The organism is Sphingobacterium sp. UBA7249 (genome assembly GCF_002472835.1).
In the GTDB taxonomy this organism is placed as follows: Bacteria; Bacteroidota; Bacteroidia; order Sphingobacteriales; family Sphingobacteriaceae; genus Sphingobacterium; species Sphingobacterium prati.
Genome location: NZ_DKST01000013.1, coordinates 259,723 through 280,007 on the forward strand (window position 1 = coordinate 259,723; position 20,285 = coordinate 280,007).

The window sequence follows — 20,285 nt, forward strand, 5'->3', positions numbered from 1 at the left end:
GAAAAGATTAGAGAAGGATTAGAATTTTGGAAAGAGCAGCGATACCGTAGTCCCCATATCATCTGAATGAATATCAAAGTCTACCCCCTGGTCTTTAAAGACAATCTGTGCGAAAGAGAGTCCTATGCCGCTCCCCTTTACATTGCCGACATTCGATCCACGGTAAAAGGTCTGCTTCACGGCCTCGAGCTCGGCTGCGGGGATACCAATTCCATGATCGATGATCTGCAGGGATAAGCGTCCATTGAGGGCGGCCAGTTGCATCAGTACTTCCTTTCCATCCGCATATTTGAGCGCATTTTCAACCAAGTTGGAGATCGACAGCGTGATGAGCATCCGATTGCCGCGGAAATTAAAATACTGCGGGTCATCCACCTGGAGATCTACTTTCAAGGGTACGGTAAATGTTCTGGCAAACTTAGGCACCAGTTCCCACACCACTTCGTCTATGCGAAAGACCTCCATGGAACGTTTCAGTGCCTGGTCTTCTGTCAGCAACAGAAAATTGCCGATCAGGTGATTTAGAAAATTTACATGTTCGGTAATGGTCGCCGCCAGCTCCTGATACTCTTGCTGACTGCGTGCTTTTGCTCCAAAAACCTCCATGGACCCCAAAATCCCGGCCAAAGGTGTACGAAACTCATGGGAGACATAGCTCACAAAATTCTTTCGAATAATCATATTTTCACTGATCCGGCGCAGGAGCGCATTATAACTTTCGATCAGATCCTGTAGTTCATCCTTCGTCTTTATGACCGTCAGGGGCTCCTGGATCGTATTTAAATCCTTATGACGAATTTCCGCAATCACCTTGCGAATGGGGAGATATGCATATTTGCTCAGCCAGACCGATAGCAAGACAATACTGATCAATGCTACAAGAAACACCATAATAAGCGTAAACAACAAGCGGTTTAATTGATGGCCGAAATCCGCATTTGACTCCTTGACAAACACAAAAAAATCACCCTGGTTATCGGGGTAATACAAGCCAAAATAAAAGCTATCGTCTGTTTTAAAATAAATTGTTTTCTCCGATTTCAACTGGGTCAGCAGATGTTGATCGATTTGACTGTCATTTCGCATGCCCCCATACTTTACTTGACCATCCGCATTATAGACAGCCACCATGGCCCGCTTGACCAGACTTTCATATTGGTTTTTGGACTCTAAATGCTTTAGCGGACTCTGTTCATCCGCCTCCAGGTAATAGATTCCCGCTATCTTGGCATTTTTCTCAAGCGAGCTTATCAGATGTCGTTCGGAGGAGTTATAAAATATCCAGTAGATAACCATCGTTGCAAGCCCAAAAATGATCGTGAAGACCAACGAAGTAAAAAGTGTAAGTCTTGTCTTTAAATTCATGGTCAGTCCGTTTTGAGCATATACCCTACCCCTTTGACCGTCTTGATCAGGGATATATCAGCTCCATCATCAATTTTACCACGCAGATAAGAAACATACACGTCCACGACATTTGTGTTATTATCAAAATCAATCCCCCAGACGGCTTGTAATATTGCTGTACGCGAAAGCGTTTTATTGCGGTTTTCGATCAGAAATTTAAACAGCTTAAATTCTTTGGGCGAGAGATCGACAGGTTGGTCCCCCTTATGGACTTCGTAGCGGTCCAGATCCACTTTCAGATCCCGAATTGCGATGCTCCCCTCATTTGCCGTTATTTTATAGTTTTCCCTACGGACCAAAGCTTTGATGCGGCTGACCAGCTCCTTAAACGAAAAAGGTTTGACGAGATAATCATCGGCACCGCTATCCAGTGCCTCCACCTTATCATCTATTTCGCCCAACGCACTGATAATTAAAATTGGAATATGGTTTTTGCGGTAGCGCAGCATCTTCGTAAACTGGATCCCATCAATCCCGGGCAGCATAATATCCAGCACCACGATATCGAGGGACTCCACATTGGTCCATTCCCGTGCAGCTTCAGCTGATTCAGCCAAAATGACCTGGTGCCCCAGTTCCTCGAGCCCTTTAACCACAAAGCTACTTATACGACGATCGTCTTCAACCAATAGTATCTGCATATACTCAGTTTATTTGATGCGGGAGTATATTAGTACGAATTCCCGCCGGAATCTTACAAGTATACGAATTTACAAATTAATCCATTGGACAGACCGCCGACCATGAAAGTACCTTCTTGCTGTGCGAATCCACATCTGGAACATCTATTTTCAAGAATGACGGCCATATTCAGCTAGCCAACCGAGGCCTACGAAGCCGGTTCTTACCACCTGTTATTTTAGGCAGCGCGCGGTGACCAGCAATTGCCCAACATGGCGTTGTGCATGTTCGGCAGCATGAAACAGGAGGCCGATCAACGTTGTTGGAATGCGCTTCCGTCCCAGAAAACGCTCCTCGGTCAACGTGCCGGGATCAACAGCAGCTAAGATTTGTAAGGCCTTTTCGATCTGCAGCTGTAAGTTTTGGACCAAAGTAGCCACATCCAACTCCATATCCACGATGCTTTCCCGTCGGAGATAATCAAGCTGTTCTGCGGAAAGCGATTGCCCTGCCGCATAAGTAAACATGCGGTCGATCACACCGCTCATATGCAGCAGGTGAAATCCGATACTGGCATTGCCACAGGGACGCGCCCAAAGCTGCTCAGGCGATAGCTGCTGGGTATATTTTACGGTATCCTCCCCTACTTGCAACAAGGCATGCGCCACCGGTTGCAAGAGATCCGGAATCCCAGCAATTGGTCCACGCATCCATACTTCTAAATTTTCCATCAGTTTAAGTAACCTATTTTCTTTTACATGTACTCTTTAATGCCCAAGCGATCAATACCGGCTGGAAAAATAAACGGGCAAGGCGCTTCCCATCGCTGTCCAGTCCGAAACCATCCCGGTGTTCAGTATATTGCGCGATATTGCCCGGAAACACCGCAACAAAAAAAGCCGCTGCAATTTTACCCACGGCAGCACGCTGTTTACCCCTGGCCAATAGCAGCGCCGTGCCCAGGGCAATTTCAGCAAAACCGGAATAGACCACCGTATCGTCCTTAGAGATCGGTACCCAATCCGGTACCTGCGCCTGAAATTCCTTCCGGGCAAAGGTCAGGTGCCCGATTCCTGCCACGATTAAAAAAGCACCTAAGCCATAGCGGGCGACCGTTTGAATATAAGATTTTTCCATAACCTTTTTTATTAGAAGACAGTACAGGGCAAAAATAGTTTGCTGAGGGCAGATAAGATTTCAAAAATAACCCCGATAAGGTATAAAAAACAGCTAAAGCAAATATACTATACCCGAAGTGGTATAAATAATTTATTTTTACTTATATTTATATCAGAAAAGGTATAGATATGGATTCATTGCAATTATTTGTAAAACAAAAACGAAAGGAACTAAAGCTTACTCAAGAAGATTTGGCATTTAATGCTGGGGTAGGTTTACGTTTTGTCCGTGACCTTGAACAAGGAAAAAAAACACTTCGGTTAGATAAAGTAAATGATGTATTAGCTTTATTTGGTAAAGAGGTTGGCGTAGTGGATAAAATTAGAGCATAATGGCGCGTGAAGCAAAAATATATTTTCAAGATCAATTAGCAGGATATCTAATTGAAACCGATCGTGGTTATTCATTTAACTACGATCAAAATTATATCAGAACAGCCGATCCTAAGCCTATCAGTTTAACCCTACCGATTTCGGAACACGCGTACCACAGCAATGTGCTTTTTCCCTTTTTTGACGGTCTGATTCCAGAGGGATGGTTATTGGAAATAGGTGAAAAGTATTGGAAACTCAATCCCCGAGACCGCTTTGAATTATTGATTAATCTATGTCGGGACACCATTGGGGCCGTTTCCGTCTATCCGATGGAGGCGGAAGATCATGCTTAATTGTTTATTTTGCTACCAGCCAGTTGAAAGTGGGGAATACCATATTGCATGCTCAAAAAAGTTTTTTGGCACAGCCCAAGTTCCTTATCTGGAATTAGATAGGGAAAAATTAAATAAATTAGCTCAAATAACTGTAAATGAAAGACTGGCGTTAACCGGCGTGCAACCCAAGATATCACTTAGTTTAAATGGGGAAAAGGGTAGTAAACGACTAACACTTGTCGGCTTATGGGGAGAATATATCCTTAAGCCCCAATCTACAGATTTTCTTTTTATGCCTGAAGTAGAAGATTTAACAATGCATTTGGCTAAGCTATTTAAAATAGAAACTGCTGAGCACTCACTGATACGAACAGCTACTGGAGAATTAGCATATATCACAAAACGATTTGACCGAAAAAAGGGGAAGAAAATTCATATTGAAGATTTATGCCAATTATCGCAGCTACTGACAGAGCAAAAATACAATAGCTCTTATGAGCGAGTGGGGAAAATCATCAGACAATTTACTACAAATTCCGGACTAGATGCTATCAAATACTTTAGATTAGTGCTGTTTAGTTTCCTCACTGGTAATAACGACATGCACCTAAAAAACTTTTCATTAATTCATCATAATAACAATATTTTACTATCGCCTGCGTATGATCTCCTAAATGTGAACTTGATCTTCCCGAAAGACAAGGACGATATGGCCTTAACGTTGGGAGGTCGCAAAAGAAAGATTAAGCAATCTGACTTTAACCAATTAGCTTCAAGTTTAGGAATTTCTGATTTAGTTCGGAATAATATCTACAGCGACTTTTCAAAACATGCCGATAAAATTCCCATTTGGATTGATTGTAGCTTTTTAACTGAGGAATATAAGGAACAATACGCAAAGGTGGTTACCCATAAATTCAATCAAATCGAATTGTAGATTTATCCGCTTATTTATTTAGCTTCCAAGTTTCTTTCCCAAATGTTTCCAGAATCTATCTGAAACTTTACCCTGTAGCATTTTCTGTTTCCAGGCTTAAGACAGCCTGGACGACAAAAAACAAGTCAACAACAGATGTAATAGAACTTAGTAAAATAGCAAACATGAAAAAATTAACCTGGTTAGCTGCTATCCTGATGACAGGCAGCGCATTGACATTTATGGCATGTGACAAAGACGATCCGATTGAAACAACAACAAGCTATGCCGAATTGCCGCAGGCAGGCAAAGCAACTATTGAATCCTATTTTGGAAGCCATGCTGTCGCCCGCGTCATCCGCAAAAACATACCCGATACCGATGGTACCCTGTATGAGGTGAGGTTGACCAGCGGCATCGAGATTGACCTGGACAAAGATGGCAACTGGACCGATATCGACGGGAATAATCAAAAACTACCCGACGCATTAATTCCATCACCCATATTGAACTATGTCACTAAGCAATACCCTGCTCCCCTGTTTATCGAAGGGATTGACAAAGAACCTTATGGTTACCAAATCGACTTGTCCAATGACCTGGATTTAAAATTTACCGCCGAGGGAGCTTTCATTGGTCTTGATGATTAAATGTCAGACAAAAAAGGGACTTACCATACGATAAGTCCCTAACAAGTAAAAAACAAAAATTATATTATTGACGATCCCAGCCGCCACCAAGAGATCTATATATGGCGACACTTGCTTTGAGCTGATTGGCTTTCTTTTCCACCAGTTCAAATTTGGATTCCAAGGCATCGCGCTGCGTCAGCAACACCTCCATATAATCCGCTCGTGCATATTTAAACAGATCATTGGAGATGTCGATAGATTCTTTGAGCGCATCCACCTCCCGGGTCTTGATTGCCAGCCCATTCTCCAGGTTTTTAATTTTGGAAAGCTGGTTAGCCACTTCGATATAAGCCGCTAATATGGTTTGCTCATAATGGTATACCGCCTGCACCTGCCGTGCATTGGCATTGTAATACGCCGCTTTGATTGCCCTTTTGTTGATCAAAGGGGCAGTAAGGTCGCCGACAAGTGAGGACAGAAAAGATTCCGGCTTAATGAGATAGGTCGGATCGAAAGCCTGTAAGCCTACGCCAGCCGCAATATCCAGCGAAGGATAAAATCGCGCTTTCGCCGATTTGATATCCAGTTTGGAAGCCGCCAGCTCATATTCCGCCTGTTTGATATCCGGTCTATTTTCCAGCAGATCAGATGGGATGCCCGTATAGACAGTCTGCGGAACAAGCTTGTCAAACGCTTCATGATCCCGTTGTACCGGCTGCGGAAAACGTCCCACAAGGTAATTGATCCTGTTTTCTGTTTCGGTTATTTGCTGTTTGATATCATATTGCATCCCCTGTGTTTTCAGGATCTGCGCCTCGAATCTTTTGACTGCGAGCTTATTGGAGCGGGCATTCTTTTTCAGGTCATTGACTACCGTAAGAGCATCATTTTGGATTTTCACGTTCTCATTGATGACCAGGAGCTCATTATCCAGGGCCAGGAGCTCATAATACGCATCCGCAATTTCGGAGATCAGGTGCGTCACCATAAAGTTCTTCCCTTCGACGCTGGCAAAATAGCGTTGCAGCTGTGCTTTGGTAGCATTGTGCAGTTTGCCCCAGATATCCGTTTCCCACTTGGCCTGTACACCGACGCCAAAATCAAACAGCGGTTCGGGCATTTCCCGGCCCGGTTCAATTTCCGTATTCTTCTCCATCGCGCCAATATTGGTGTATCGGCTCACTTTGTCCACACCGGCACCTACCTTGACGCCTACCGAAGGTAAATATTCCCCTTTTTTGGCACTGACCTCGTTTTTGGCCATCTCGATTTCCTGAAGCATAATATGGAGCTCCTGGTTGTTGGCCAGTGCCAGGCTGATCAGTCCCTGTAGGTGCGGATCATTAAAATAACTGTTCCACTTGATTTTTCCCGTATTTGTGGAGTCGCTTGCAGCAGTCCCATACTGCTCGGGTACCGATCTATTTTCAGCACGTTGTTGTATTTCCAGGGGTTTGCAGGCCGCAAAACTAAGCAAGAAAAGCGCGAAACCCGTATATTGATAGATTCTATTCTTATTCATAATGTATCATGTCTTCGCTTAAAGGTGAATCGTCTTCGGCCTGGATCATCTTTCTTCCGTCAGCCAATTTTGCAAAAATGTAGTAAAGTCCCGGAATGACGATTACGCCAAAGATTGTTCCGACGAGCATACCGCCCAATGCAGAAGCTCCGATGGTATGGTTCCCGATGGCTCCGGCACCGCTCGCAAAGACCAGCGGCACAAGCCCGGCAATAAAGGCGAACGAAGTCATCAAAATCGGCCTGAACCGTGCCCGTGACCCCTCGATGGCCGCCTCCAGGATCGTATCCCCAGCCTGGCGGCGTTTGACGGCGAATTCGACGATCAGTACAGCATTTTTACCCAGTAGACCAATAATCATGATCAAACCGACCTGTGCATAGATGTCGTTCTCAAGGCCCATGGCTTTCAAGAGGAAAAATGAGCCAAACACCCCGACCGGTAAGGACAACAATACCGCAAAGGGAATAATAAAACTCTCGTATTGTGCGGCCAGCACCAAGTAGACAAAGACCAATACGACCAGGAAGACATAAATCGCTTCATTTCCGCGCTGCGCCTCGTCATAGGACAAGCCCTCCCAGGCCACTTTATAGCCGTGCGGTAAGGTGGCAAGCGCAGTCTCGTTGATCGCCTGAATGGCATCGGCCGTTGTGTAGCCATTAGCCGGAAGCCCGCGGACCGCAGCAGAGTTGTACATATTGTAACGGGTGATCTCATTGGGTCCCTGCGTTTTTTTCAAGGTCATGAAGGCCGAATAAGGCACCATCTGATCATGGTCATTTTTGACATACAGGTTCAAGATATCCGAAGGCAGCCTTCTAAATTCGGGCGATGACTGCACATACACTTTGAAAAATTGGCCAAAGCGGATAAAGCCCTGTTCGTAGGTACTACCGATCAGAATATTGAGGTTGTCCATGGCTTTACCGATTGAGACTCCTTTTTGCATGGCGGCATTATTGTCGAACACCAATTCATATTGCGGATAATTCGCAGCAAAGAAGGTGAAGACCCCCGTCAGCTCCTTGCGTTTTTTAAGTTCGGCAATGAAAGCTTTGTTTACCTTATCGAAATCCTGATAGTCTGTGGTTCTATTCAAATCGAGTAAGCGCATGGAGAAACCACCCGAAGAACCGAAACCGGGAACAGCCGGCGGTTCGAAAAACTCTACGGTCGCCCCGAGGTTTTTTGATTTTTCTTCAAGTTCCTCCATGATTTCTTTGACCGAGTGCTCCCGTTCACTCCAGGTCTTCAGGTTGATCAAACAAGTTCCCGCATTTGAGCCACGGCCTTCGGTCATGATTTCATAGCCGGCAAGGGATGATACCGACTCTACCCCATCCACATCTTCACAGATCTTCTGCAATTCGCGGGAAAGCTTATTGGTTTGTTCGAGCGTCGATCCCGGTGGCGTCTGGATAATGGCATAGATCGTTCCCTGATCCTCACTCGGTATAAAACCACCCGGAAGTGTTTTGTTGATGAAGAAAGTCCCCACACAGAAAACAGCCAAGATCCCCCAGGTGACAACTCTACGGCTGGCGATTTTCCGGAGAAGGGACGCATAAGAACCCGTTACCTTGTCAAAGCTACGGTTAAAAGCATCGAGTGCTTTGGTAAATAGATTTGATTTCTTGGGTTTCCCATGGTTATTTTTGAGCAGCATTGCTGCGAGCACCGGTGTCAGTGTAAGTGCCACCACGGCCGAGATCACAATAGCGCTCGCCATGGTAATGGAAAACTGCCGGTAGAACGTTCCTACGGGGCCTGTCATAAAAGAAATCGGGATAAACACCGCCACCATGACCGCCGTAATGGCGATGATCGCACCTGCGATTTCAGCCATTACCTCCTTAACGGCCTTGTAAGGCGAGATCGCACTCTCCTCCATCTTGGCATGCACAGCTTCAATGACGACAATGGCATTATCCACCACAATCCCGATGGCCAGCACCAGTGCAAACAGGGTGACCAGGTTGATCGACATGCCAAACCATTGGATGACAAAGAATGTACCGATCAACGATACCGGCACCGCGATAATCGGGATTAACGTGGAACGCCAGTCCCCCAGGAAGATAAAGACCACAATAGCCACCAGGATAAAGGCATCGCGCAGGGTATGCATTACCTGTTCGATCGAGGCATCCAAAAACTGCGATACGTCATAGCTGATTTTATAGTCTACGCCCGGAGGGAAGTTGCCTTTCATCTCCGCCAGCTTCGCTTTCACATCTTTGATGACATCGTTGGCATTACTACCATAATTTTGCTTGAGTACGATGGAAGCCGAGGGATGCCCATCCAGATTCGAATAGATATCAAAAAATTCACTGCCCAGTTCGACTTTGCCCACATCTTTCAGTTTGATGTTTTCACCTTCCGTATTTGCGCGGACGATAATATTTTCATATTCTTCGGGGGTATTATATTGTCCTTTGTACGTCAATACATATTCCAGGGATTGAGCGGCAATACCCGAGCTCTGTCCCAATCGGCCCGGCCGGCCGATGATACTTTGCTCTCCGATGGCTTTCATGACCTCATCCACCGACAAGCTATAGGCACGCATCCGGTCAGGATTTAACCAGATCCGCATGGCATACCGCCGGCTCCCCAAGATCTGGGATTTGGCGATCCCATGGATCCGGTTGATTTCAGGAATGATATTGACCGTGGCGTAGTTGTACAGAAACTTTTCGTCCATACTTTTGCTGGTGCTGTACAGGTTGACATACATCAACATACTGGGCTGGATCGGATTGACGATCACTCCCTCCTTTTGGACCAGTTCGGGCAAGAGCGGCATCACCTGATCCACCCTTGTTTTGACCAGTACGACCGCATCATTAGGATCGGTTCCCGGATCAAAGACAACGTTAACGGTGGCCTCGCCGGCGCTGGTTGCATCTGTGGCGATATAACGCATGCCCTGCACCCCGTTGATGGCATTTTCTAAGGTAATCAGCGAAGATTTGACCAGCACATCCGCACTGGCGCCGGGATAGGCAATGGAAACCGCTACCGTAGTCGGTGCGATCTTCGGAAATTGTTCGGTAGGAAGCTGCTTAATCGCCAGCCCACCGATAAATAGGATGACAACCGATATGACAATAGCAAATACCGGTCGATGAATTACTTTTTTAAACATAGTGCTGCTTTTTAATTACTCTGCATATAAATCTAAGTTTGACATGACCTTCTCTGGGGTCTGGTACTTCGATTCAATGGTCTGATTTTCCTGTACCATGCGAAGTCCATTCAGCAGAATTTTTTCATCCTTGCTCAAGCCCGAAGCGACAACATAGATATGAGGCAGCTCAGCAGCAACCTGTATTTCTCTTGCTTTTACTTTATTATCTTTTGTGATGACATACACATATTTTTTTTCCAGTTCCTCAAATGTCGCTTTCTGCGGAATCATCATGGCATTCACGTACGGAGAGGTAATAACAATATTGCCCGTCTCCCCATAGCGCAATAGGCCTTTGGGGTTGGGGAAAGTCGCACGGTAAGCAATATTTCCCGTTTCATTATTGAAGTCCGATTCGATCGTTTCTACGATACCCTCCTGGCCAAATTCCTTTCCGTTGGCCATATTCAAACGCACATGCATCGGGCTGTTATCCTTCTTTGCCTCCATCTGATTGAGGTATTCTACTTCCGGCACATTAAAATACACCCACATTTTACTATTATCAGAGAGTTCGGTGATCAACTCCCCCTCATCCACCAGACTGCCTTTTCGTACGTGGAGTTTACCGACGATACCCGAAAATGGGGCGGTGATATCTGTAAATTTAAGGTGTGTATTCATGGACGCCAGTTCGGCTTTGGCTTTTTCATATTTCGCTTTGGCCATTTCTGTTTCCTGGGGCGCAACGATATCTTTTTCGGAGAGATTTTTGGTATTTTGGTATTCGATCTCTGCATATTTAACCTCCGCTTTGGCGCGATTGACATCGGACTCATAGAGGTTGGGCATAATCTTAAAAAGCGGTTGTCCTTTTTGTACAAATTGTCCTTCATCCACAAAGATGGACTGGATATATCCCTTTTCCTGAGCCCGCAATTCGATGTGGTTGATCGAACGGATCTGGGCGACATAGTCTTTATTGACAATGGTATCTTTTACGAGGGGCGTTGTAACGTTAAAAACTGCAGTTTCTTTCTTTTCTTTTTTCTCTGACTGACAGCTCGTCGACAGCACAATAAAACACAGGCTTATATACATGAAACTTTTCATGACCATGATTGTATATTTTTATAATAATTTTTGAAAAATTGAACACGAATGTGACCTGCTTTCAAATTAAATGAAAGCCATGGGTACTATTTTTTTTAAAAAAATTAGTTATAAATCACAGTCTGAAGACACTGTAATGGATATAGAGGGCGTTTTTTAGTGGGCTGAGGTTTTGCGCACTGGCAAGCGAAACTGCGGTGCGCGTATTGTGAAAAGCAGGATGGATATAGGCGCTCAGATTTCCAAAATCCTCTTTGGCAAGCGCAAATAAATTAGTGGTATCCGAATCACTTCCAGTTTCGTCGTTTTCACCGTCTTTCTCCGCAACAAAAGCGCGGAGTTTTTCGTGGCGGTGGTGTCCACCTTTACGGATGACATCTACATCCTGTGCCTCGGTTTTTACCTGTCTGTTGTAGTGCTCAACTGCATTCCGGTCGGCCGATGCAGGATCATTTGATGCCGATGCGTAATACCAGCCCAAACTGACAAGTATTGTGCATAATACACTGAACAAATATTGATGGAATCTTCCTTGCATCCTTAAAGCAAATGTACTTAAACTTTAAAAAGGATGCAAGCAATTTAAATACAGAAGTTTTAAAGATTACAGCTTATTGTTACAACGTATTTAAAATTAACCCTTTAAAATTAAAATAATGATATTTGAATAAATCTAACGCGCTGATTCAAACATTAAATCAAGAAGCCTGCCCTTATTCCTTCTTCTCATTAGCTATTGAATGTTATAGGAGAAATATTTCAATTCTGCTCATTTTTGTAAAGGTTTTCTGCGGAGCGAGATGAGCATCGATAATAGAAATGCCTAAGGCTAAATTCCTGTGGACAAAGGTGACTAGGGCTTCTATCCTTGCTCGCTATTACTGCTTTTGCCCAAAAAAGAAGAAAAAGCAAATACCGCCACTAAAAGCTGAGGATTATAATTTTGCGTATAAAAGATTTATAATTTTACACATACATCTCGCGGATATCGTTTTCAAACAACATCAGATGGGAATGATCGTTCTCACCAACAATTTTGAAACCCACGCTTAAATATAAGCTCTTAGCTTGATTGGTTTTTAAGACACTTAATGTGATGGTTTTCTGTGAATGAATAGCTTCCTTTATCAACTCATTCAAAATTCTCCTACCGATTCCTTTGCCTTGGTAGGAGGGGGCCACCTGAATTTGTATCAGTTCAATGTTATTTGCTTGTCTATGGACTTTTACTAGCCCTATAGCACGTTTATTTATTTCAATTATTGTTGCGTGTTCAAATTGATATTCAATCCTTTGTAAATGCGCTTCATCAGAGACTGGTAAGGCGCTAGCATTTAAATGTGGATTCATCGTCTGTTTCCTGAGGTTCAACAGAAACTTGAGGTCACTTTTTAATGCGGGTCTGTATTTGATTTCTAATATCATGTTTTCGCAAATTTAAAAATATAAGCTGGAAATTATCGTAGTAGTGGTAAGCTATTTGCCAAAAAAAAAGCAGATAACATAAATGCTATCTGCTGAACTTAGCTTAAAGAAAGTTTTGAGGCTTCCTACTTAATTATGCTACGCGCACATTAACTGCGTTAATGCCCTTTTTACCGTTCTCTAAATCGAATGTTACAGTGTCGTTTTCGCGTATATCATTGATTAAACCTGATGAATGTACGAAAACATCTTGACCTCCATTTGATGGTGTAATAAAACCAAAACCTTTGGTGTCATTAAAGAATTTTACTGTTCCTTGTTGCATTGTATATATTATAAAATTATGTATTTATTAAAACTTCTTTGGCATGTGCCGTTGCTATAGTGATTCTTATATCATTAAAGCAATTAATCGATCTGTAAACAAAAAATGAAGTTGGTATTTTTATCGTATTGAAAATATCAATTCGAAAAAAGGAACTTAACCTTATATGTTGATGACAAAAATAGCGGCTGAAAAGGCGAAGACTGAGAAGAAAGAGTAAACTCAAAAGTTTCAGAAGAAGCAATGGCAGAAGCCTGATTATAGTACAATAATAAGTATAAATTATTGAAAAACAAAATGTTTAATGTACATATTATAGTTTTTCATTACAAAGGGCGTAATTGAGTCAGGCAATCTGCCAATCACTACCTTGAAATGTGTTGGATACATCATTTTAACACATTCAAGATAGCGGTGGGATAAACGAAAGATCTAGTCTTTTTTTATAATAGAATTTAGATCAAAGGCTAAGTAATATTATCTACCTCACCTTTTGATTTGAGGTACGGATTATGATATTGTTTATAAAAACGTTTTTTGTCATCTCTATAGGCCGCCACTGCCCCCATTTTATGCATCAGTTTGATATAGTACCATGCAAGGTCAACCTGATGAGGTCTGAAACCGCTTCGTGCGCTTTTGGGAAAAAGGTGGTGATTGTTGTTCCATTCTCCAGCAACAATACCGGGCCAGAGCTGATTGATAGATTTATCATTTATACTGAAATCTATTCCTACTCGTTGCCTGTCTTTCCCCTTAGCGTGCCCTTCATAGTTAAAGGTCCGCACCCCTATGGCCCAAAACCCTGCGGCACCAAAGAGACTGCAGGCCAACGCATTTCCTCCGATAAGGTAAAATGCAAGATACCAGAATGACCACTTCAGCAACCATGATAATACTGCGTACAGAGGCGTTACATATGACCCCCATATGCTGTATTGCTCGTAGGAATTTCCAGGTAACCCCAGTATGTTGCATGAGTACCCATAATAATCATACTGTACAAAAAGTCGCCCGTAGCGTCCACCAGCTAAAGTAGTGTGTAAGAAAAATAATAAAAAAAGGAATAAGGCACAGTACCTTTAACCAGCTGAAAAAGGGAAGCCAGTTTTTGCGGTTCTTAAAGACGTTTAATCGTTAAAAAATTCACGCAGTATTTCTCCACGAGTTGGTTTCACAAGTACTCCATTTCTATCTCTCCACCCATAAGATGGTGGCTGGAGTACATGATCCAAGAATGACATAATAATAATCGTTAAATTTTAGATTTGCATCTTTTACGATGCATTTGAATACTAGGTACAATTATAATAAATCCAAAAAAGATAAAAAAAATAATTCTTTTTTGACAGTACTGGCAGTAGCAGGCCAAACTGTATCTTTATATCAAGATCATTTCTTCAAATAGTCCTCTGACGCATAATCGAAGAATTGGCGATCATGGATGCCATGATGCAGGCGGAAGTTATCAACCAGCTGAAGGAAGCGATCAACAATTGCCGCAGGGTTTAAAACAGGCGCTGCACATGGTGAACAGCTCCAGATTATTTCCTGTACAGGCCGACATTAAAACAGCCGAGGATGACAAAGTACAAACCGCAAAAAGTGATCTAACAATTGCATATTTCTGAAAGGTCAAAAAAAAATAAATCCCTCAAAAGCTATTTCCTTTGAGGGATTTTAGATGCGTCTTGATCACCGACGGTTATTATTCACCGACTGGTTCAATGCGGAAAGTATAATGTATATCCCTATTTACCGGTAACATATATTGTGGCAGCGGTAAAGGACCGCAGCTTGCATTTCCCAATCCCTGCTGAATACAATCCAGATTTAGGAAGATTTTGTTCTGGCGGATAGCGGGGATATTAAAATCATATTTCGCATTCCATACTGCAGCATCATCAAAATGCAGCGCCGAAAAACTTAGATGATCTTTGGATTGAATTTTAATCCCATTACCCTCTCTGTCAGTCAGCTTAACCCACCTGATCTCCTCCCGATTACCCATGCTCTGGGCGCGTATGTAGTGTTCCTCTTCCATTTCAAGGGCTGAAGTCCTATATTGGCCAACAAAGCTCGCAATTTTACGGTCGGCATAATTTTCCCTTGGACCCCTTCCAAAATACTGGATATCCCCAAAAGTTTCTGGCAACTGTAATTGCAGTCCCAACCTTCGGATCATTTCAGCATGTTCAGGTATTTTAAAACTTACTGAAACATCAATAGCACCATTGCCATGAATGCTGTATTTCAGGTTATAAGGCACTGATACAGGTTTAACGCCTTGAATATTAGCCAGGCAATTCCATTCCAAGGCATAGCTATTCTGTTCCTTTATAAATCTGTTGCTGACTAATTCGGCTTTAACTGTTGTCGGAAAGTAATCCTGCGACGTGTATTTGTCGTTATTAACACTTCGGTACCAATTAAAAACCAAGCCCGCCTTGTCTGCCACGAGTTCATTTCCTCCATAATTCATTGAACTTAAGGTACCATCCGACTTATTGATGATTAATTTAAAATGTTCACCTCCGATAAAAAATTGTTTATCCTCCTCTAGCAAACTTAGTTCCTTGGCCATGTTGGCAATAGAAGGGAGATCAAGTTTACTTTCCTGCAAAGCAATCTGCTCCATAGCTACCGTATCCCCTGCTTTCCCCCATCTGTTGTCATCTTTAAGTTCTACATATAAGTTAAGGTGATACTCCGCGTCATTGGTCGGCAACACATGATAAGGTATTGTCAACAAGGTATCCTTGCCTGGCGCTAGCTTCAGTTGCGCGACATTACCCTGCTCAATTTGTAAACCATCACGGAGCAGTTTCCATTTTAGCACAAAGTGGTCGAGATCCAGAAAATTATACTTGTTTTTGAGGCGAATGGATTGTTGGTCCTTGTCAACGGCTGAAAATTGCACGTATTGGTAAATCTTTTTCACCTCCAACAATTTAGCTGTAATGCGGCGATCTGGTGTAGTCAATCCATTATTGGAAAAGTCTCCATCTGTAGGCCGTTCGCCAAAGCCCCCACCGTAATAAAAGTGGTTTTTAGGTTCCCCCTTTTTAATATGAGCTTGGTCGGCCCAATCCCAGATACAGCCGCCAATCATCCGTTGCGATTCCTTTTCTATATACTCCCAGTACTCATACATATTGCCCATCGCATTGCCCATCGCATGGTCATATTCACATAAAAAATAAGGTTTATCACTGGATCGTTGATCGAAACGTTTCATGCCCTCCAAGGAAGGGTACATATGGGAATCGACGTCGGCAACTTCATTTTTACCTTCATAATGTATAGGGCGCTGCTGCATATCGAGCGCGCGAGCTTTTTGGTACATAAATTCAAAATTTTGCCCATTGCCACTTTCATTACCCAACGACCAAAAAATCACACTAGGGTGGTTACGATCACGTAAAACCATACGTTCTACCCGTGCCAGATACGCTGGACGCCAGCTTTCTTTGTCCGATAAACTGTGATTACCGTGATTCTCGACATCAGCCTCATCCATGGTATATAAACCATAATAATCCAGTAGCGCATACATCTTGGGATTGTTGGGATAATGGCTGGTCCGTAAAGTATTTATATTGTGCTGTTTCATCATCAACACATCTTTGATCATGGCATCTATCGGAATGGTTTTACCAAATTCAGGATGTGTATCGTGGCGGTTGACGCCTTTAAAAAACACCTGCTGACCATTAATATATACCCGCTTATTTTGAATGGTTATTTGACGGAATCCCACCTTTGTACTTATCGCCTGCCGCTCCTCACCGTTTTCGTCCCGTAAGCTTAAGATCAGGCTATAAAGGTCTGGAGTTTCGGCCGACCACAGTTTGGGACGGTTGATCGCTAGTGCAAATTCCACCTGCGCATCAGTCCTGCCTTTAAGCCTAAACTCTTTTTCCATTTCTGCGACAGGCTTCCCCTCTTGGTCGACCAATGTGGCCTTAAGCTTGCCTGATTTTTTTGATTTCAGTTCATTTGCAAGCTGGACATCCAACCGTAAAGTTGCCTGCGAAAAATCACTGCCAACAAAGTCTGTCCGGTATTGAAAATCGAAGATATGACTCTTAGGCACACTATATAGCAACACATCCCGATGAATTCCTCCAAATCTAAACATATCCTGATCCTCCAGGTAGCTACCGTCGGTCCATTTATACACCTCCACTGCCAGGACATTTTTTCCTTGTCGTAGGAACGGGCTAATATCAAATTCAGCAACATTATTTGCCCCCTCACTATACCCTACTTTTTTCCCATTGACGTATACATAAAACCCAGAATATACACCATCAAAATGCAAGATCGTTTTTTGGTTTTTCCAATCCATAGGGATTTCAAATTCACGACGGTAAGCGCCCACAGGATTGGGCTCCTGCTCACTGGTATATCCCTTTACAGGCTGAATAAACGGAGGTCTGTTGGCAAAAGGGTAAGTAATATTAGTATAAATCGGTGTGCCATAGCCATTCATTTCCCAACATGAAGGAACAATAAGGTCATCCCAGCCTGCCGTTGGATAAGACACTTGATAAAAATCTTTCGGCCGCTCTTCAGGTTGTTTGCTCCATTTAAATTTCCAAACGCCATTTAGGGAGATGACATTTGGCGACCTGCTTTCCAGCCAGGGTTTATCAAAAAATGGATCCGCTTTCAGCAATTCCTCATTAGGATAAGGAATATAATAAGCATGGCCTTTCATTTTATTGATTTCAAAGACGGTTTCATTTTGCCAATCCTCTTTACCACGTGGCACATAGCCTTTAGGTAATTTCACTTCCGATTCGACCAACTTCCAGGCTAAAAAATTTCCAGGTAGCTGATAAAGCTTCTTGCCCAGCTGATCCTCTCCCTCAATGCCAATGCTCATTCCATTACTATGCACGATATGTACGGCACCAGTACCGGTAAATTTAAATTGCCATTGCTGATTAGCATTTGAAGAACTGCTGCCCCATTGGATGATTGGATTTCCCTTTCCACCTTGCTTATTTCCATTATCCACATTTTTATCAGTATAAGGGTTAGTCAGCGTGTAATATCCGTTGGGTAATTTTTTTATCCGCCAGAGCTGACTCTTAGCACCCTTATTATCCTTTTGAAGGATGATCGGCGAATCGTCTTCCACCGAATTGTTATTGTCCCAGGCTAAGCCAGTTGGGCTTAATATTTTATATAGCGCCGATTCGTTGATCTCCTGTGCATCGATCAGGCCTACCACGCACAATTGCAGCAGCAGGAGCATTAAAAAGTGGGGAACTCTAGCCATCCCCGAAAAGCTATGTGTTAGGGTGATATGCATCTAATACAAATTTTTCTTAAAGAAACTAAAAAGTTGACCCCCTCGGGAGGGGATCAACTAAATTAACTAAACTAAACTAAACCAACAAACTACTATTAATAAGCGTAATCAAAGTTCGGATACATTACCTGTGCTTCCTTCCATTCCCGCTCCCATTGCGCATTCCAGCCAAAGGCGAGGATAGCCTGATTCTTTAAATTCGCTTTCGCTGCAGCACTCCAAAAATGAACAAACTCGCCAAAAGTCATATCACGTGCATATTGTCCTTTGGCATTTTGAGGAAAATGATCAGCCAGCAGTTTAAAATAACCGGTCAGGGCCGCAGTTTTCCCATGATTGTTATAAATCGGGAAAAACCAGTTTTTGAGCCACAAGGTATTTTGGCTAGGAAAATTTTCTGATTTATTGATGTCATTCTGATAAATTCGCTGTGCCTCAGCTTCCATACCCAGGCCCATATAAATATCATAGTTAATAATTTCAGCGATTTTGCTATCTCCCCACCATTTCCTGGAAGGAGATCCGCTTTTATTATGGGACACAAACTCAATCAAATGGATCAGTTCGTGGCAGATGATATCGATGTTCCAGCCCTCAGCTTTCTCCCAGGCATCATTTCCGGAGGCGCCGATATCAATACCGTTTCGATACCCATGGTCTGCATTATCATAAAAAAAAGGATGGCCACCGCCGTATTTATTTTTGTGGAAGATCCCGTAGAGCAGACGATCCTTGGAATTGCCATGCATATCCCCATAATTTTTCACAATATACGACCATACTTTTTGCGTAAATGGCGCTATCCAAGTGACTGAGCGGGGCATGTCATCGTCGTAATATATCGCCACAGAATCGTTATAGTTCACCCTTTTAATGAGCTGCACATGTTCTTTCCAATTTTCCTGTATCGTCTCGGGCGGTATAAAGCCCGTATTGACCGGCCTCGGCTCCTTAACCTCGTCCGGCACTTCAGGCTGCGTTTCATTTTTTGAACAGCTAAGGCCGATTGACGAAACAAACAGGCCTAAGATTATATTTTTCCACATAAGAAAAGTGATTAGGTTAAAAAACATTCAATTCAGCCAAAAATGTAAATTCGGTATTTTCATAGGTCTTTTCGACTGTCATTCTAAAATAGCGCGCTTCAACCGAGCGCCTAAAAAATAGCCGTTGATTGTCCCGCGTATTTTCCAGTAGTAAGTTGCTTTCCAAAAGCGTCCAATCTTCGCCTTCGCTATTTTTTACTTCGAATTTGACGCGCTCAGGCCGCCCCCGGCCCCCATCGGTCCGGCCAACTACACTGAGGCCATGAATAGTGGACTGGCCCCCCATATCGATCTCTACATAATGCGGACCGAGCGCATTGCCGCCACTCCACCGCGTATGCCAAAAAGTACTATAATCATTATCTAACATAAAGATGGCCCGTCCATTATTGGAGCCTTCGCCAGTTTCTTCTTGCGAAGAGAAGCCAATCACTTTCCAGGCACTACGGTCAAAATCTTGAAAGTCTTCCAAATTCAATTTGGACCGAATGACAAAATATGCCGTGGATAAGTTCGTATTAATTCCAATGCCATCCGAAAAATTACCTTTTAGCGTAATGGGCAAGAGGTAATCTTCAAAGAGATCCATCCCCTTGGTTGGATTGATAGCAAATGTTAAAACAGGAGACGCCACAGCTCCTTTTGAAATTATAGTCTTGAGCACAGGAGCATCCAGGGTACTTAAGGGCAAGGCTTTGTACTGTGTACCATTGGCCAGGTTATACGCTTCTACCGAATCCATGGAAAATTCAAATTCCAGCGGAATATCTGCGGGAGCATAGTCCAGCCCGCCGGCATAACTGGCTCCAATTGTCAAGTTAAAGCTCGAATCCAGGTGGACCAGATCCATACGGTTGAGATCTACCGCAGCAGGTAAATACACCTTTTTAAAGGATTCACTTTCGTTATCACGAGGAATATCAATTTTTTCGCAGGCCGAGAGGACGGTTAAGAGTCCAAAGGCCAAATAATTTATCAGTTTCATAATTTA

The 20,285-nt window shown here is 43.2% G+C and carries 18 protein-coding genes; 4 read left to right on the forward strand and 14 right to left on the reverse strand.

All coding sequences use genetic code 11. The features are described 5' to 3' along the window. Positions 1 to 18: 18 nt before the first annotated feature. From B4A24_RS10055 to B4A24_RS10070, 4 genes are all read right to left on the reverse strand, one after another. Positions 19 to 1,365 (reverse strand): sensor histidine kinase, encoded by a 1,347-nt coding sequence (locus B4A24_RS10055; protein WP_293944668.1) that lies wholly within the window; start codon positions 1,363 to 1,365, stop codon positions 19 to 21. 2 nt (positions 1,366 to 1,367) lie between these two features. Then, positions 1,368 to 2,048, reverse strand: coding sequence for a response regulator transcription factor (locus B4A24_RS10060; protein WP_293944670.1), 681 nt, complete (start codon positions 2,046 to 2,048; stop codon positions 1,368 to 1,370). Between the two features lie 213 nt (positions 2,049 to 2,261). Continuing rightward, entirely contained in the window at positions 2,262 to 2,681 is a 420-nt protein-coding gene (locus tag B4A24_RS10065; RefSeq protein ID WP_293944672.1) for a DinB family protein, read from the reverse strand. Positions 2,682 to 2,772: 91 nt separating this feature from the next. Continuing rightward, positions 2,773 to 3,108: a DoxX family protein gene (locus B4A24_RS10070; protein WP_293944674.1), complete on the reverse strand. Its 336-nt coding sequence runs from the start codon at positions 3,106 to 3,108 to the stop codon at positions 2,773 to 2,775. 227 nt (positions 3,109 to 3,335) lie between these two features. Here B4A24_RS10070 and B4A24_RS10075 point away from each other — a divergent pair, with 227 nt between their 5' ends. From B4A24_RS10075 to B4A24_RS10090, 4 genes are all read left to right on the forward strand, one after another. Next, positions 3,336 to 3,539, forward strand: a complete 204-nt coding sequence (locus B4A24_RS10075; RefSeq protein ID WP_108635610.1) for a type II toxin-antitoxin system Y4mF family antitoxin — start codon at positions 3,336 to 3,338, stop codon at positions 3,537 to 3,539. After that, complete coding sequence (locus B4A24_RS10080) at positions 3,539 to 3,874, forward strand: HipA N-terminal domain-containing protein (RefSeq protein ID WP_108635609.1); 336 nt, start codon at positions 3,539 to 3,541, stop codon at positions 3,872 to 3,874. Before B4A24_RS10075 ends, B4A24_RS10080 begins: the two co-directional genes overlap by 1 nt. Next, positions 3,867 to 4,793, forward strand: coding sequence for a HipA domain-containing protein (locus B4A24_RS10085; protein ID WP_172395478.1), 927 nt, complete (start codon positions 3,867 to 3,869; stop codon positions 4,791 to 4,793). Before B4A24_RS10080 ends, B4A24_RS10085 begins: the two co-directional genes overlap by 8 nt. 164 nt (positions 4,794 to 4,957) lie before the next feature. Then, on the forward strand, positions 4,958 to 5,422 hold the full coding sequence (locus B4A24_RS10090; RefSeq protein WP_293944680.1) for a PepSY-like domain-containing protein: 465 nt from the start codon (positions 4,958 to 4,960) through the stop codon (positions 5,420 to 5,422). A 64-nt stretch (positions 5,423 to 5,486) separates the two neighbouring features. Here the strand turns inward: B4A24_RS10090 and B4A24_RS10095 are convergent, their stop codons facing one another. The 10 genes from B4A24_RS10095 to B4A24_RS10140 form a co-directional block, all read right to left on the reverse strand. Next, the gene (locus tag B4A24_RS10095; RefSeq protein WP_293944682.1) at positions 5,487 to 6,926 is read right to left on the reverse strand and encodes a TolC family protein; all 1,440 of its coding nucleotides are present in this window, start codon (positions 6,924 to 6,926) and stop codon (positions 5,487 to 5,489) included. Then, the gene (locus B4A24_RS10100) at positions 6,919 to 10,080 is read right to left on the reverse strand and encodes an efflux RND transporter permease subunit (RefSeq protein ID WP_288808395.1); all 3,162 of its coding nucleotides are present in this window, start codon (positions 10,078 to 10,080) and stop codon (positions 6,919 to 6,921) included. Before B4A24_RS10100 ends, B4A24_RS10095 begins: the two co-directional genes overlap by 8 nt. A 15-nt stretch (positions 10,081 to 10,095) precedes the next feature. Beyond that, on the reverse strand, positions 10,096 to 11,175 hold the full coding sequence (locus tag B4A24_RS10105) for an efflux RND transporter periplasmic adaptor subunit (protein WP_293944684.1): 1,080 nt from the start codon (positions 11,173 to 11,175) through the stop codon (positions 10,096 to 10,098). A 115-nt stretch (positions 11,176 to 11,290) separates the two neighbouring features. After that, positions 11,291 to 11,713, reverse strand: coding sequence for a hypothetical protein (locus B4A24_RS10110; RefSeq protein ID WP_288808394.1), 423 nt, complete (start codon positions 11,711 to 11,713; stop codon positions 11,291 to 11,293). Positions 11,714 to 12,141: 428 nt separating this feature from the next. Beyond that, positions 12,142 to 12,600, reverse strand: a complete 459-nt coding sequence (locus tag B4A24_RS10115) for a GNAT family N-acetyltransferase (protein WP_288808393.1) — start codon at positions 12,598 to 12,600, stop codon at positions 12,142 to 12,144. A gap of 133 nt (positions 12,601 to 12,733) precedes the next feature. Beyond that, the gene (locus B4A24_RS10120) at positions 12,734 to 12,925 is read right to left on the reverse strand and encodes a cold-shock protein (protein ID WP_121123165.1); all 192 of its coding nucleotides are present in this window, start codon (positions 12,923 to 12,925) and stop codon (positions 12,734 to 12,736) included. A 467-nt stretch (positions 12,926 to 13,392) separates the two neighbouring features. Next, a complete protein-coding gene (locus B4A24_RS10125; protein WP_293944687.1) occupies positions 13,393 to 13,812 on the reverse strand; it encodes a hypothetical protein in 420 nt (139 codons plus the stop codon). A gap of 821 nt (positions 13,813 to 14,633) precedes the next feature. Then, a complete protein-coding gene (locus tag B4A24_RS10130) occupies positions 14,634 to 18,248 on the reverse strand; it encodes a glycoside hydrolase family 2 TIM barrel-domain containing protein (protein WP_293944689.1) in 3,615 nt (1,204 codons plus the stop codon). A gap of 95 nt (positions 18,249 to 18,343) precedes the next feature. Next, positions 18,344 to 19,294 (reverse strand): hypothetical protein, encoded by a 951-nt coding sequence (locus B4A24_RS10135; RefSeq protein ID WP_288811649.1) that lies wholly within the window; start codon positions 19,292 to 19,294, stop codon positions 18,344 to 18,346. A 16-nt stretch (positions 19,295 to 19,310) separates the two neighbouring features. Next, positions 19,311 to 20,279 carry a discoidin domain-containing protein gene (locus B4A24_RS10140; protein WP_288811651.1) on the reverse strand — a complete coding sequence of 323 codons (969 nt, stop codon included), beginning with the start codon at positions 20,277 to 20,279 and terminating at the stop codon, positions 19,311 to 19,313. Positions 20,280 to 20,285: the final 6 nt, after the last annotated feature.